The sequence below is a fragment of the Atopobiaceae bacterium genome (assembly GCA_022483015.1).
Classification (GTDB): Bacteria; Actinomycetota; Coriobacteriia; order Coriobacteriales; family Atopobiaceae; genus JALCUE01.
Map to the genome: position 1 here is coordinate 1,603,137 of JAKVOB010000001.1, position 13,246 is coordinate 1,616,382.

Below are 13,246 nucleotides of genomic sequence, written 5' to 3' on the forward strand. Positions count from 1 at the left end.
TGACATGACCATCGACCCTTCCAGGACCGCCCTACTCGTCGTTGATGTCCTTGCGGGCGGCGCGGACGACACGGTCTATGACCCAGCCGTCGAGGCATTCGCCGATGCCTGCGCGCGGGTGACGAAGGCCTGTCGCGATGCCGGTGTGCAGGTGATCTGCTGCGACGATGCACACCGTGCCGGCTCGGACCACGAGTTGGCCCTCTGGGGGGAGCACGGCATGGCGGGAACGGAAGCGGCGGCGCCCGCCGACTGCCTCGATGTCGGTCCTGACGACATCGTGATCCCGAAGCGTCGCTACGATGCCTTCTTCGGGACCGACCTCGACATCACCTTGCGCGAGCTTGGCGTATGCGATGTCATCGTCATCGGGTGCGATACCAACATCTGCGTGCTCCAGACGCTCGCAGGTGCGTTCTATCGGTGCTATGGGACCATGCTTGTATCAGAGGCGACACGAACGTTCCTCGTCGGCACGCAGGAGGGTGCGCTGGAGTACTGCCAGCGCTGCTTCGGTACCAGGGTCGTCTCCCTTGACGAGCTTCTCGAGGCGCTTGCCTGATGCGAACAGCTTCAGGAAGCTCCAACTGCCGCGCATATCACTTGGTTGTTCCCTTACAATGATGTTACGCGATGGTTACGGGTCCCTGCCGGCCTGGCTCGAAGGCAGCCCCGCCACCTTGCGGCACATGACTGCTCCTGTCAGCTCGGAGGGGATCCATGAGTAAGGTCCACAAGAAGCAAGACGCCTTCTACACGCTGTTCTCCGAGCTCAGCGCCATGACTGTCGAGGCTGCGGAGCTCTTCCGCGGTATCGTCCGTGAGTACCCGGACTCCGAGTCGCGCGTCCCTGAGATGAAGGAGTACGAGCTCAAGTGCGATGAGAAGGCCAAGCAGCTCTTCGAGGAGCTCGATAACTCCTTCGTCACCCCGTTCGACCGCGAGGACATCGATGCGCTCATCCGCATGATGGATGACATCGTCGACAACATGCAGGGCGTTGCCTTGCGCTACCAGCTCTTTGCCGTGACGAGGTCGATTCCAGCCGCGCTCGAGATGGCCGACCTCATACTCTCTGCGACCCAGGACATCGACAAGCTCTTCCGCAGGCTTCCCAACTACAAGCATGACGACAAGATGACCAAGATCGCGCTCCGCGTCGGGGCCACCGAGGACAAGGGCGACGTCGTCTACCACGATGCCTTGGGCGCCCTCTTCCATGACGAGACCGAGCCGCTCAAGGTCATCAAGTGGAAGACCCTCCTCGACAAGATGGAGGACACCCTCGATTCCTGCAAGGACGTCTCGGTGGTCATCCAAGGCGTGGTCATGAAAAATGCCTAGCGGCTTGCTCATAGGCGTGCTGGTGGCCGCATTCTGCTTCGAGCTCATCAATGGGTTCCACGATACGGCGAACGCGATCGCGCCTATGGTCTTCACGCGGGCGCTGACGGCCTTCCAGGCGATCGCCCTCTGTGCGGTCATGAACTTCGTGGGTGCGCTCACCAACGAGAGCGTTGCCGAGACCATCGCAAAGGGCATCGTGAACGTCGATGTCGACCTGGTCGTCATCCTGGCCGCGCTTCTCGGGGCCACGCTGTGGGACGTCTTCACCTGGTGGCGCCGCATCCCCACGAGCTCGTCCCACGCCCTCATCGGGGGCCTCATCGGTGCGACCATGGCCTACACCGGCACGGTGCAGACCATCCGATGGGACGGTGTCCTGCAGAAGGTCATCATCCCGCTCTTCTCCTCGCCCCTCATGGGAATCGTCCTCGGCTTCGTCGGCATGCGGCTCGTCTTCGAGCTCTTCGCCAACTGGACCCCGCGTCATGCCAACGCGTTCTTCAGCAAGATGCAGATCCTCTCATCGGCATTCATGGCCTATGAGCACGGCAGCAACGACGCACAGAAGACCATGGGCATCATCACGCTCGCCTTGGTCACGGTCGGTCAGCTTGATGCGAATGCCGGCGTCCCGCTCTGGGTCAAGCTGTTCTGTGCGAGCACGATGATGTTGGGCACGGCTGTGGGCGGCAAGCGCATCATGGGCACGGTGGGGGAGGGCGTGACCAAGCTCGAGCCCGCCTCCGGGTTCGTGGCGGAGACCTCGTCGGCCCTGGCGATAGCGGTCATGACGGCCATCGGTGCCCCTGTGAGCACGACCCAGGTGGTCACGGCCTCCGTCATGGGTGCCGGGAGCGCACACAGGCCGGGTGCGGTCAGGTGGGGGACGGTTGGCGGCATCGTGAGGTCTTGGTTCGTGACCCTACCTACCACGATCGCCCTTGGGGCTGTCATCGAGCTCGTGGTGAGGTTGCTAGTCTGACCATATGCAAGCGACCCCTTGACTGGGGGTCAAGGGGTCGCTGGTAGTCAGGGTCGATGCAACCGGTCCGTTACAGGTTCGCGTGCGTCTCTCGCGTCTTGAGGCCTGCCTCGCCGAGAGCCGAGATGATCTCATGCTTGTGCTCGGTCCCGAAGGCCTCGATCGTGATCTTGAGCTCCACGGCCTCGTAGCGGTTCGTGCTATAGAACTGGTCGTGCTCCAGCTTGATGACGTTGCCCTGGTGCTTCGCGATGATGTCGGCGACCTTCACGAGCATGCCAGGCTTGTCCGGGAGGAGCACGGACACCGTGAAGATGCGGTCGCGCAGGATGAGCCCGTTCTGGACCACCGAGGCCATCGTGATCACGTCCATGTTCCCGCCAGACAGGATGCTCACGACCTTCTTGTCCTTGGTCTTGAGATGCTTCAGGGCGGCGACCGAGAGCAGGCCCGAGTTCTCGACGACCATCTTGTGGTTCTCGACCATGTCGAGGAAGGCGGCGATGAGCTCGTCGTCGGCGATGGTGATGATGCCGTCGAGGTTCTTCTGGAGGTAGGGGAACACCTTGTCACCCGGGGTGAGGACCGCCGTGCCATCGGCGATGGTGTTGGCCGAGGGGAGCGTCACCACATGGCCGGCCTTGAGCGAGGCCGTCATGCAGGCGGCCCCCTCGGGCTCGACGCCTATCACATGGATGCTGGGGTTAAGCAGCTTGGCGAGCGTCGAGACGCCCGTCGCGAGTCCGCCGCCGCCGATGGGGACGAGGATGTAGTCCACCACGGGGAGGTCAGCCACGATCTCCATCGCGATCGTGCCTTGGCCCGTGGCGACCGCGAGGTCGTTGAAGGGCGGGATGACGGTATAACCCTTCTCGTCGGCAAGAGAGAGGGCATAGGCGCTCGCCTCGTCATAGACGTCGCCATGGAGAATGACCTCCGCACCGTAGCTCTTGGTGCGCTCGACCTTGATGAGCGGCGTGGTCGAGGGCATGACGATGACGGCATGGGCGCCGCACTTCTGGGCCGCATAGGCCACGCCCTGGGCATGGTTGCCGGCACTCGCCGTGATGAGGCCGCGGGCCTTCTCGGCGTCCGTGAGGGTGCTGATCTTGTAGTAGGCCCCACGCACCTTGTAGGCACCGGTGCGCTGCATGTTCTCGGGCTTGAGGTAGACCTTGTTGCCGCACTCCTGGCTGAAGTAGTCGCTGTAGATGAGCGGGGTCGGAATCGTGGCTTCCTTGACCTTCTCGGCGGCTTCCTCGAACGCCTCCAGGGTGAGCATCTTCTTCGCGGCCATGGCAGCTCCGATCGACGTATCGGTATACAAATGGGGCCGGAGGCAAATGCCCCCGGCCCAGAACTCACATGGTCGGGACGACTGGATTCGAACCAGCGACCCCTTGACCCCCAGTCAAGTGCGCTACCAAACTGCGCCACGTCCCGCGACCGCCGCCTCACGACAGCGAAAGAGACTTTAGCATGCGCGCCGACTCCTTGCAAGCGAGAAGCCATAAGAATCGGGTAGGCTCTGGAGGTGCGTGATGTCAGAAGGCGGCTCGTCGGTGGGAGGTCCGGGACATGAAACGCTCGGGGAACGTCACGACCCTGCAGGTAGGGGAGTGGTGCTGCGAGGTCTGCCGCAAGCGCATCCGTAACCTCTATCTCAAGGTCGGCCCCGACGGGACGCTGTCCGTGTCTGCACCCCTCCATACGTCGGACGCCACGATACGTCGCTTCGTGACCTCGCGAGCCGCCTGGGTCATGCGAAGGATGGCCGCGGTCGAGGCGCATCCGTCTCCAGACACGTCCGGCCTCGTGGATGGGAGCCGCCTGAGCGTGTGGGGGCATGTCTGGACGCTCGAGGTGCGCCAGACCGCCCACTGGTCAGTGGAGCCTCGGTCCTGCCCGCCAGATGTCGCGGCTGCCTGCGGGACGGTCCTGCTGGGCGCGCCGTCGGGGGCTTCCGAGGACGCACGTCGGAAGCGGCTGCTCGGCTGGTATCGATTGCTCCTCGAGCCCGAGGCCGACAGATGCTTCCTCTCCTGGCAGGAGCGCTCGGGGCTTGCGCCCGACTCGTGGCATACGAGGGTGATGAGGAGCCGCTGGGGATCGTGCGCGCCCGGGACTCGACGCATCTCACTCAACGTCCATCTGGCCGAGTACCCACCGGAATGTCTCGACTACGTGGTCGCCCATGAGCTTGCCCACCTCGTGGAGGCCAACCACGGCCCGCGGTTCTATGCGACCCTCGATGGGCTCCTTCCCGATTGGCGGGAGGCGAAGGCCACGCTCGACGGTGGGTGCTGAGAGGCCTGTCTGGTCACCATGAAGGGTGTCCCGCGTTGGGAGACTTCTCGCTCTCATGGGGTACCATGGAACGACAAGCAGACTATGGGGAGGGCTCGTGCCACAAACGCAGGATCATGCAGACGCCGAGGTCATGGACGCACCAGGGACCTCGAACAATCCTACCCACAAGGTCCTCACCGTCGCGAACGTCATCACCGTCGCCCGCTTGGTCCTCACCTTCGTGTTCCTCTGGCTCTTCGTGACCGGTGCCGACCGCACCGTCGCCCTCGTGGTCTATGCGGTCGCTGCCTGCACGGACTGGCTCGATGGCCAGATCGCCCGACGCACCCAGACGGTGAGCTGGTTCGGTAAGGTCCTCGACCCCATCGTCGACCGAGCCCTCCTGTTCACGGGCGTCATCGGCCTCATGCTCCGTGGCGAGCTGCCTGTGTGGGTCTGCGTCCTCGTGGTGGGACGAGACTGCTACCTCGGTCTTGGTTCGCTCTACCTGCGTCGTTTCCGCAAGCGCCCGGTCGACGTCGTCTACATCGGCAAGGTCACCACGGCCCTGCTCATGTTCGGCTTCTGTGACCTGCTCCTGGGGCTTCCCGTCATGCAGGGGTTCGGGATCGTGGGCGCCTCCTGGCTCCCCCTCCTGAACGCCCAAGCCGCTCCCATCGGCATGCTCTTCGTCTATGCCGGATGCATCTGCTCCGTCTGCACGGCGGTCGTCTACACCAAGAAGGGCTACGCCATCCGCAAGGAGGCCCTTCTGGGCGAAGGCGGTGCTCGCTGATGGATGCATCGTCCCCGATAAGGCATGACCGGGCCTTCGGGTCCGTCATCGTGGCGTCCCTTGTGGCCCTCGCGCTCGCCTTCGTGGTCTCGCCGTCATCGGCGCAGGCTGCCGAGTCCAGCCCGACCTTGTCAGAGGCGCAAGGCGCCATCGTCGTAGACGGCTCCGGCAACGAGCTCTGGGGCGTCAACGAGGACGTCGAGTATCCCATGGCCTCCATCACCAAGATCATGACGGCCATGGTCGCCATAGACTCGGGCTACTCCTTCTCGAGCACCGTCACGCTCAGTGACGTCACGCTGTCCGAGAACGCGCAGGTCGCCGGCTACAAGGGTGGGGAGACCTCGTCCTTCGAGGACCTCATGAGGGTCATGCTCGTCTATTCGGCGAACGACGCCGCCGTCGAGGTCGCCCGTGCCGTCGCCGGGAGCGAGGACGCGTTCGTCGAGCGCATGAACGAGAAGGCCGCACAGCTCGGCCTTACCCACACCCATTTCGAGAACGTGCACGGCCTCGATGCGGACGGCCACTACTCGAGCGTCTCTGACCTCGTCAAGATGGGCCGCTATGCCATGCTCAACTATCCCTTCATCAGGAAGATGGTGAGCACGCGCAGCGTGACGGTACCCGTCGGGGACTCCCAGCTCACGTTCGACTCGACGGACGACCTCATGGAGACCTATCAGGGCCTTCTCGGCATCAAGACCGGTTCCTGCGAGGGAGGCACCACGTTCCTCGGATGCTCGTCCCGTGACGGCGTCACGCTCTACACCGCGGTGCTCGGCTGCAGCACGACCCAAGGACGCTTCGATGACACCGCGACCATGATGGACTGGGCCTACGACACCTACGTGACCTACCACCTCGCGGACCCGGACCAGTCGAAGCGCTACGTCCCCTATGCGTACCGCTTCGGGTGGTACTGCGTGCTCTCGGCCGACGCGAAGGTGGACGGACTCGTCTGGCCCTATGGCGGGGACACCACCTACACGACCATCACCACGGGGGGCGGCAAGCTGGCTGTCCCTGACCAGACCTATAGCGTGACGCTCTATCAGCAGGACGGTCGGGTCGTGGCGGCGTGCTCGAGCTCCACGGGCTCCGGGCTCGTCAAGGGCACCTCCTTCGACTCGTCCCTGCCCTGGCTCTCCGTCGCTGCCTGACCGACCCGCCCACGACAACCAGGAAGGTCCCCATGGACTACGACTTCACCACGGTCCCACGACGAGAGGGGTTGGGCTCCGAGAAGTGGGAGTCCATGCTGGAGGACCAGCCTGGACTCGACCCCGACGTCGTCCCCCTTTCGGTCGCCGACATGGAGTTCGTCGAGGCGCCTGAGATCCGCGATGCGCTCGTGCGCTACGCACAGGAGGCGGTGCTCGGGTACACGGTCCCCACCGACGGGTACTTCGAAGCCGTGCTCGGCTGGCAGGCGCGTCGGCATGGGTGGACGCCCGACCGAGATTGGGTCGTGACCTCACCGGGCGTGGTCCCCGCGCTGTTCGCTGCGGTCCATGCCCTCACGTCACCTGGCGACGGCATCATCATCCAGCCGCCGGTCTACTATCCGTTCAGGCTGGCCATCGAGGAGAACGACCGGGCCGTGGTGGAGAATCCCCTCAGGCTCGTCGACGGCATACGCTATGAGTTCGACCTCGACGACCTTGCAGCGAAGGCAGCCCTGCCATCGACCAGGATGCTGATCCTCTGCAGCCCCCATAACCCCGTGGGCCGTGTGTGGGGCGCAGACGAGCTGAGGGCAGTGTGTGACATCTGCCTGGAGAACGACGTCTTCATCGTCTGTGACGAGATCCATGACGACCTCATCATGCCTGGGCATGCCCATACGACCCTCATGAACGTCCTCGACGCGTCCGAGCGGAACCGCTGCATGGTCGCGACGGCCCCTTCCAAGACGTTCAACCTCGCGGGGCCTCCAATGCTCCAACACCTTCGTCCCAGACCCAGAGGTGCGCAAGGCCCTCGTCAGCGACTTCGAACGATCCGCCAGCATCGAGCTCAACACCTTCGCCTATCCTGGGGCCATCGCCGCCTACACGAGCTGCGAGGCCTGGCTCGACCAGCTCATCGGGGTCATCGAGGCCAACCATGCCCTCTGCGAGAGGTTCTTCTCGCGGAGGCTGCCCCAGTCCCATGCCTTCGAGCTCGAGGGGACCTACCTCCAGTGGGTGGACCTCAGGTGCCTCGGGATGGACCAGGCCGCGCTCGAGAGATTCATGAGGAACGAGGCGAGGCTCTACCTCGATGAGGGGTATGTTTTTGGTAGCCAGGGCGCCGGCTTCGAGCGCATCAACCTGGCGGCTCCGTCTTCGGTCATCCAGGCCTCGCTCGAGCGCCTCGCCGTGGCCTTGGACGGCGCCGGTCTGTAAGCGCCCTTTGAACGTGGAGGCGGTTCAAGATGAAGTATCCCATCACGGCAGATGATGCCCCCAAGGCACAGGGGCCCTTCTCGCAGGGGACCACGGCGGCACGCTATGCCTTCGTGAGCGGACAGTCGGGGGTCGACCCGGCAACCGGTAGCCTCGTCTCGGGAGGCATCGGTGCGCAGACCGCCCGTGCGCTCGCGAACGTCAGCATCATCCTCGAGGACGCCGACCTCACGCTCGAGGACGTCACCAAGGTCACGGTCTACCTCGCTGACATCACCTCATACGACGAGATGAACGAGGTCTATGCCGAGCGGTTCCCAGCACCATACCCTGCGCGCACCGTGGTCGGGGTGGCCGGGCTCGTCGGCGGGGGACTGGTCGAGATCGAATGCGTCGCATGCAGGTAAGACCATGCGCGCTTGGTGGCAGTGGGGTACAATCTGCGTAGTAATCGACGTATTTCAGCTGCAGAGCAATCTGGCAGGAGAGGGAACATGGCAAACGATTCAAAGAAGACCAGCGTGGACGAGGCGACGACCATCTTCAGGATGCCTCCGACCGACGCTACGACCCCTGACCTCCTCGGCCGGGAGTCCTTGGCTCACCCCACGCTCTCCGTCATCAAGGGCCCCCAGACCGGCGTGACCTTCACGCTCGAGACACCCCAGATCACCATCGGTCGCGACCCGCGCAACGACGTCTTCCTGAACGACATGACCGTCTCGCGCCATCACGCGCGCATCGACTTCGTCGACGGCACTGCCGAGGTCTCCGACCTAGGAAGCCTCAACGGTACCTGGGTGGACGGGGCCATCATCAATCGTGCTCCCCTCGCGGACGGCTCCACGCTCCAGGTCGGTTCGTTCCGCATGGTGTTCCACACCACCCGGGGCACCGAGAAGATCACGGTCGGCTAGCGACCATGGCCGAGGCAGGGTATCTCACCATCGGGAAGGTCGTTCGTAGGCTGCAGGCGCAGTACCCTGACCTCTCCGTGTCGAAGGTCCGCTACCTCGAGGACGAGGGCCTTCTCGACCCCTCGCGCACCTCGGGCGGCTACCGGCTCTACTCGCCAAAGGACATCAAGCGGCTCGAGACGATCCTCTATCTGCAGAAGCAGCGCTTCCTCCCTCTCTCGGTCATCAAGGACGAGCTCAAGGCCTCAGACGAGGGACGGGGTTCCTCCTCGTTCACGCCCGCGACACCCGATGCCCAGGTCGAGCAGGACGACGAGGAGACCTCCTCCAAGTTGCATGCCATCGAGCACATGCCCGAGATCGCGGGCGTCTCCGTGGCCTTCGTACGACAGCTCTCCGAGGTCGGCCTCATCACGCTCCAACGCTCCCCGCACGGTCGCGACCTCGTGGACGGACATGACCTCTCGCTGATTCGTGCCGCCGACGCACTGCGCCGGTTCGGCATCGAGCCTCGTAACCTCAGACAGTACGTGAGTGCGGCCAACCGTGAGTCTGCCATGTTCGAGCAGGCCCTCGTCCCGTACGTGAGAAGGGCAGGGGAGGACTTCTCCGAGGTACAGCGGGCCGAGCTCTCCCAGGCCTTCGACCAGATACTCTCGCTCACCGACTACGTCCGGGGGGCGCTCATCAAGCGCACCATCAAGGACTCCCTCAAGGGGCTCTCAGACTGACCCTAAGCCCAGCGGCATATCCAACGAAAGGAACCACCTGTGTCGAACTTCGAGTACGAGAACCTCATCGTGGACATCCCCGACTACCCCGAGCCTGGCGTCATCTTCAAGGACATCACGCCGCTCCTCTCTGACGAGCGCGGCCTCGCTGCCGCCGTCGACCAGATGAGCGACCACTTCCTCGCCAAGGGGATCACGAAGGTCGTCGGTGCCGAGGCACGTGGGTTCCTCATCGGCGCCCCTGTGGCCTATCGTCTCGGCGCCGGCTTCGTGCCGGCCCGCAAGCCCGGCAAGCTCCCCCGGGAGGTCTTCTCGCAGACCTATGCCCTCGAGTACGGTACCGACGAGCTGCAGATCCACAAGGACGCACTCACGCCTGACGACCATGTGCTCGTGGTCGACGACCTCGTGGCCACCGGAGGTACCTCCGTCGCGACGGCCAAGCTCGTCGAGCAGTCGGGGGCTACGGTCGAGGGATTCGCCTTCATCCTGGAGCTCTCGTACCTCAAGCCACGCGAGTGCGTCTCGGCCGAGTATCCTGGGCTCGACTTCTTCTCGCTCATCGACGTCAAGTAGCAGACGTCAAGCTCTTTCATAGTGTTCCATCGCAGTAGCATATGGGATGCCCATTCTGTGAAATGGGCATCCCTGATCTTCTGACTTCCTAAAATGGGAGGGCAACCAACGAAGGGATTCTCTCTATGAAGGTACGCCAGAAAGCAGTCGTAGCCGGACTGGCGTTCGCGTTGAGCATGGGCGTGGGTGCGCCAGCGGCCTTGGCCGAGCCCTCGACGGATGACCTGGCCTCGGCACAGTCCCAGCTCGAGAGCCTCGGCTCCGAGCTCTCGAGCCTCCAGGACCAGCTCTCGACTGCCACCGATGACGTGGAGCAGACCGACTACGAGATCAGCCAGGCGAACTCCCAGATCTCCGACACCCAGACGCAGCTCGACGCGGCCCGCTCGAAGCTCGGCGATCGCATCTCGTCCTCCTACAAGTCCGGCAGCACCAACATGCTCGACATCCTCCTCGGCTCCGATAGCATCTCTGACCTCATCTCGCGCGTGTATTACATGGACAAGGTCTCCGAGCAGGATGCCGACACGATAAGCCAGGTAGAGGACCTCCAGACCCAGCTCTCCCAGCAGAAGGCGTCGCTCGAGCAGAAGCAGGCCGACCAGCAGCAGGCCGTCTCGGACATGCAGTCGCAGGTCGACGACTACCAGTCGAAGGTCTCCTCGGCGCAGAGCTACTATGACTCCCTCGACTCGGACGTCCAGGCCCAGGTGACCGCAGAGGAGGGCACGAACGCCAACGTCGCCGCTGCCGTGAATGCCGTGACTGGTGGCACGACCGATGCCGACACCACCGCTGACCAAGGCGGGGATGCCACCGAGTCCGCGGGCGGCACGACCACCACGGGCGGCGGCACGTCATCGAGCTCCAACTCCGGCTCGTCCAGCTCGGGGTCTTCAAGCTCAGGCTCATCCAGCTCGGGGTCGAGCTCCTCCAGCTCAGGCTCGTCTAGCTCAGGCTCGAGCTCGTCTGGGTCGACCTACTCAGGCGGCGGTGTCTCGTCTGCCTACGGCTGCATCGGGAAGCCGTATGTCTATGGTGCGACGGGACCCAACAGCTTCGACTGCTCCGGGCTCGTCTGCTATTGCTTCGGCTATGGACGAGGCAGGACAACCTATGACATGATTGCGAGCCTCCAGGCCTCTGGTGACTGGAAGACGAGTAAGAGTGAGCTCTCGGTAGGTGATCTTGTCTTCCCGAGTTCGGGACATGTCGGCATATATATCGGCAATAACCAGATGATTCATGCTCCTTATCCGGGAAGAACGGTGTGTATTACCTCCGTCTACAGCTTCATCGGTGGCGGTACGTACTAGGGACCTTCGTGCGCTCGTACCAACGTATCAAGAGGGGAGTCGGGCCCGGTGCCTGGCTCCCTTTCTTCGTGCCGGCAATGCCTCTGCCGTGCGTGCGGTAGTACCCTAGAGCCAGACATAGGGAGGGCATATGGAGCAGGATCCGGTGAAGCGCCGCCTCTCGGGGCGCTTCCAGGTCAACATGGTATGGGAGGGAGCACTCGTCGGGCTCGTGGGCGGGGCTGCGGTGACCCTCTACCGCCTGAGCCTCTCGGGAGCCGAGTCGCTGCTCAGGCAGATCCTCTCGTTCTGCTCTGCCAACCCGCTCCTCATCGCAGGCTGGTTCGCCGTGCTCGCCCTCGTCCTCATGGGGGTCTCGCGCCTCATGGTCTGGGAGCCCTACACGCAGGGCTCAGGCATCCCACAGGTGGACGTCGAGGTCATGGGGCGTATCGACATGCCTTGGCATAGGGTCCTGGCGGCCAAGTTCGCCGAGGGGACGCTCTGCACCTTCGCCGGGCTCTCGCTCGGTAGGGAGGGCCCCGCCGTGCAGATCGGCGGCATGGCGGGCAAGGCGGTCTCGCGCGGGCTCCACCTCGGGAGGGGAGAGGAGCGCATCCTCGTGACCTGCGGGGCCTCGGCCGGCATGGCGACGGCGTTCCATGCCCCGCTCACCGGCGTCATGTTCGCGCTCGAGGAGATCCACAAGTCCTTCTCGGCTCCGTTGGTCGTGTCGGTGATGAGCTCATGCGTCGTCGCGGACTTCTTCGTGAGCCAGGTGCTGGGCATCAAGCCCGTGCTCACGTTCCACTTCGCGAGCGACCTCCCGCACGCCTCCTACTGGCTGGTCCTCCTCATGGGAATCATGATGGGTGCCTTGGGGGCGCTTCACAACGTCGGCATGTTCTGGACGAGCGACCGGTTCTCGCGCATCTCCAAGGGAGCACCCTATACGCGTCTTGTCCTCCCGTTCGCACTCGCCGGCCTCATCGGCTTTATGGCCCCTGACCTGCTCTGCGGTGGGGACGCGATTGTCGCCCAGCTCGAGAGCGGCACGATGATCCCGCTCGTCGGCCTCGTGGCGCTCCTGGTGGGGAAGTACCTCTACACCACTATATGCTTCGGGTCTGGGGCACCAGGAGGTACGCTCTTCCCTCTGGTAGTGATGGGCGCCCTCGCTGGGGCCATCTTTGGCACGGTCTGCGTCGACTCCCTAGGCATGAGCGTGGGATACATCACGAACTTCATGATGCTCGGGGTCGCGGCGCTCTTCGCTGGCGTCGTCAGGAGCCCTGTGACCGCCATCGTCCTGGTGTTCGAGCTCACGGGAAGCTTCGATGCGCTGTTGTCGCTCTCGATGGTCTCCATCGTTTCCTACGTGACGGCGAACCTGCTCAAGGTCGACCCGTTCTATGAGCATCTCGTCGCGCGACTCATGGGGATGAGCTCGGAGGAGGCCGAAAGCGTCCCAGGGCGAGGTGCCTATGGCAAGGTCCTCAGGACCTATGTCATCGAGGTCGGGAGCTTCCTTGTCGGCAAGCAGATACGCGAGGTCCCATGGCCGGCACGCGTCCTTGTCGTGGAAGTACAGCGCAGCGGAGAGACCATGTTGGCCACCGGAGGGGTCCGGCTCCAGGCCCTCGACAGGATTCTCGTGCTCATGGATGGCACCACCGAGGATGATTCGGACATCATCGTACGCGGACTTGCCAGGGGATTCCTCAAGTCGCAAGAGGCCGATTCCGGGGAGAGGGACGGATAGGCCATCCCTGGTCGTCCTTGTCGCCACTTAACATAACATATATTATCACGGTTATGACTATGCTTTGGACGAGCTAGCCGTGTGCAGTCGATTCATCAATGCCATAGCGTAGGACTATGAGGCACCAAGTACTTCTACTTGGAGAGACCCTCATGACACGC

At 63.7% G+C, this 13,246-nt stretch carries 15 protein-coding genes and 1 tRNA gene; 13 read left to right on the forward strand and 3 right to left on the reverse strand.

Annotation, left to right across the window (positions count from 1 at the left end):
• Positions 1–4 precede the first annotated feature (4 nt).
• The 3 genes from LKE50_06890 to LKE50_06900 all read left to right on the forward strand — a co-directional run bounded on the left by LKE50_06890 (position 5) and on the right by LKE50_06900 (position 2,329).
• Positions 5–562 carry a cysteine hydrolase gene (locus LKE50_06890; GenBank protein ID MCH3968324.1) on the forward strand — a complete coding sequence of 186 codons (558 nt, stop codon included), beginning with the start codon at positions 5–7 and terminating at the stop codon, positions 560–562.
• A gap of 158 nt (positions 563–720) precedes the next feature.
• On the forward strand, positions 721–1,344 hold the full coding sequence (locus LKE50_06895) for a DUF47 family protein (protein MCH3968325.1): 624 nt from the start codon (positions 721–723) through the stop codon (positions 1,342–1,344).
• Complete coding sequence (locus LKE50_06900; GenBank protein ID MCH3968326.1) at positions 1,337–2,329, forward strand: inorganic phosphate transporter; 993 nt, start codon at positions 1,337–1,339, stop codon at positions 2,327–2,329. The genes LKE50_06895 and LKE50_06900 overlap by 8 nt, the downstream gene beginning before the upstream one ends.
• 70 nt (positions 2,330–2,399) lie before the next feature.
• Here the strand turns inward: LKE50_06900 and ilvA are convergent, their stop codons facing one another.
• Together ilvA and LKE50_06910 are read right to left on the reverse strand one after the other, a co-directional pair.
• Positions 2,400–3,626, reverse strand: a complete 1,227-nt coding sequence (gene ilvA / locus LKE50_06905; GenBank protein MCH3968327.1) for a threonine ammonia-lyase — start codon at positions 3,624–3,626, stop codon at positions 2,400–2,402.
• Between the two features lie 69 nt (positions 3,627–3,695).
• Positions 3,696–3,772, reverse strand: a tRNA-Pro gene (locus tag LKE50_06910).
• Between the two features lie 135 nt (positions 3,773–3,907).
• Here LKE50_06910 and LKE50_06915 point away from each other — a divergent pair.
• The 3 genes from LKE50_06915 to LKE50_06925 all read left to right on the forward strand — a co-directional run bounded on the left by LKE50_06915 (position 3,908) and on the right by LKE50_06925 (position 6,577).
• On the forward strand, positions 3,908–4,636 hold the full coding sequence (locus LKE50_06915) for a M48 family metallopeptidase (GenBank protein MCH3968328.1): 729 nt from the start codon (positions 3,908–3,910) through the stop codon (positions 4,634–4,636).
• Between the two features lie 133 nt (positions 4,637–4,769).
• Positions 4,770–5,414 (forward strand): CDP-alcohol phosphatidyltransferase family protein, encoded by a 645-nt coding sequence (locus LKE50_06920; protein ID MCH3968329.1) that lies wholly within the window; start codon positions 4,770–4,772, stop codon positions 5,412–5,414.
• Positions 5,414–6,577 (forward strand): serine hydrolase, encoded by a 1,164-nt coding sequence (locus LKE50_06925; protein ID MCH3968330.1) that lies wholly within the window; start codon positions 5,414–5,416, stop codon positions 6,575–6,577. Before LKE50_06920 ends, LKE50_06925 begins: the two co-directional genes overlap by 1 nt.
• Positions 6,578–6,939: 362 nt before the next feature.
• Here LKE50_06925 and LKE50_06930 read toward each other — a convergent pair whose 3' ends face one another.
• Entirely contained in the window at positions 6,940–7,230 is a 291-nt protein-coding gene (locus LKE50_06930) for a hypothetical protein (protein MCH3968331.1), read from the reverse strand.
• A gap of 154 nt (positions 7,231–7,384) precedes the next feature.
• Between LKE50_06930 and LKE50_06935 the strand changes: the two genes are divergently transcribed.
• From LKE50_06935 to LKE50_06965, 7 genes are all read left to right on the forward strand, one after another.
• Positions 7,385–7,804 carry a hypothetical protein gene (locus LKE50_06935; GenBank protein ID MCH3968332.1) on the forward strand — a complete coding sequence of 140 codons (420 nt, stop codon included), beginning with the start codon at positions 7,385–7,387 and terminating at the stop codon, positions 7,802–7,804.
• Between the two features lie 29 nt (positions 7,805–7,833).
• A complete protein-coding gene (locus tag LKE50_06940) occupies positions 7,834–8,211 on the forward strand; it encodes a Rid family detoxifying hydrolase (GenBank protein ID MCH3968333.1) in 378 nt (125 codons plus the stop codon).
• A gap of 87 nt (positions 8,212–8,298) precedes the next feature.
• Positions 8,299–8,721 (forward strand): FHA domain-containing protein, encoded by a 423-nt coding sequence (locus LKE50_06945; protein ID MCH3968334.1) that lies wholly within the window; start codon positions 8,299–8,301, stop codon positions 8,719–8,721.
• Positions 8,722–8,726: 5 nt separating this feature from the next.
• The gene (locus tag LKE50_06950) at positions 8,727–9,452 is read left to right on the forward strand and encodes a MerR family transcriptional regulator (protein MCH3968335.1); all 726 of its coding nucleotides are present in this window, start codon (positions 8,727–8,729) and stop codon (positions 9,450–9,452) included.
• 39 nt (positions 9,453–9,491) lie between these two features.
• On the forward strand, positions 9,492–10,028 hold the full coding sequence (locus LKE50_06955) for an adenine phosphoribosyltransferase (GenBank protein MCH3968336.1): 537 nt from the start codon (positions 9,492–9,494) through the stop codon (positions 10,026–10,028).
• A gap of 125 nt (positions 10,029–10,153) precedes the next feature.
• A complete protein-coding gene (locus LKE50_06960; protein ID MCH3968337.1) occupies positions 10,154–11,344 on the forward strand; it encodes an NlpC/P60 family protein in 1,191 nt (396 codons plus the stop codon).
• A 130-nt stretch (positions 11,345–11,474) separates the two neighbouring features.
• Complete coding sequence (locus LKE50_06965) at positions 11,475–13,085, forward strand: ClC family H(+)/Cl(-) exchange transporter (protein MCH3968338.1); 1,611 nt, start codon at positions 11,475–11,477, stop codon at positions 13,083–13,085.
• Positions 13,086–13,246 lie beyond the last annotated feature (161 nt).

Excerpts from the sequence above, each read along its gene's own strand:
- LKE50_06890 (MCH3968324.1), top strand. The coding sequence starts at position 5 with ATGACCATCGACCCTTCCAGGACCGCCCTACTCGTCGTTGATGTCCTT.
- LKE50_06895 (MCH3968325.1), top strand. The coding sequence starts at position 721 with ATGAGTAAGGTCCACAAGAAGCAAGACGCCTTCTACACGCTGTTCTCC.
- LKE50_06900 (MCH3968326.1), top strand. The coding sequence starts at position 1,337 with ATGCCTAGCGGCTTGCTCATAGGCGTGCTGGTGGCCGCATTCTGCTTC.
- ilvA (MCH3968327.1), bottom strand. The coding sequence starts at position 3,626 with ATGGCCGCGAAGAAGATGCTCACCCTGGAGGCGTTCGAGGAAGCCGCC.
- LKE50_06915 (MCH3968328.1), top strand. The coding sequence starts at position 3,908 with ATGAAACGCTCGGGGAACGTCACGACCCTGCAGGTAGGGGAGTGGTGC.
- LKE50_06920 (MCH3968329.1), top strand. The coding sequence starts at position 4,770 with ATGGACGCACCAGGGACCTCGAACAATCCTACCCACAAGGTCCTCACC.
- LKE50_06925 (MCH3968330.1), top strand. The coding sequence starts at position 5,414 with ATGGATGCATCGTCCCCGATAAGGCATGACCGGGCCTTCGGGTCCGTC.
- LKE50_06930 (MCH3968331.1), bottom strand. The coding sequence starts at position 7,230 with ATGGATCTCGTCACAGACGATGAAGACGTCGTTCTCCAGGCAGATGTC.
- LKE50_06940 (MCH3968333.1), top strand. The coding sequence starts at position 7,834 with ATGAAGTATCCCATCACGGCAGATGATGCCCCCAAGGCACAGGGGCCC.
- LKE50_06945 (MCH3968334.1), top strand. The coding sequence starts at position 8,299 with ATGGCAAACGATTCAAAGAAGACCAGCGTGGACGAGGCGACGACCATC.
- LKE50_06950 (MCH3968335.1), top strand. The coding sequence starts at position 8,727 with ATGGCCGAGGCAGGGTATCTCACCATCGGGAAGGTCGTTCGTAGGCTG.
- LKE50_06960 (MCH3968337.1), top strand. The coding sequence starts at position 10,154 with ATGAAGGTACGCCAGAAAGCAGTCGTAGCCGGACTGGCGTTCGCGTTG.
- LKE50_06965 (MCH3968338.1), top strand. The coding sequence starts at position 11,475 with ATGGAGCAGGATCCGGTGAAGCGCCGCCTCTCGGGGCGCTTCCAGGTC.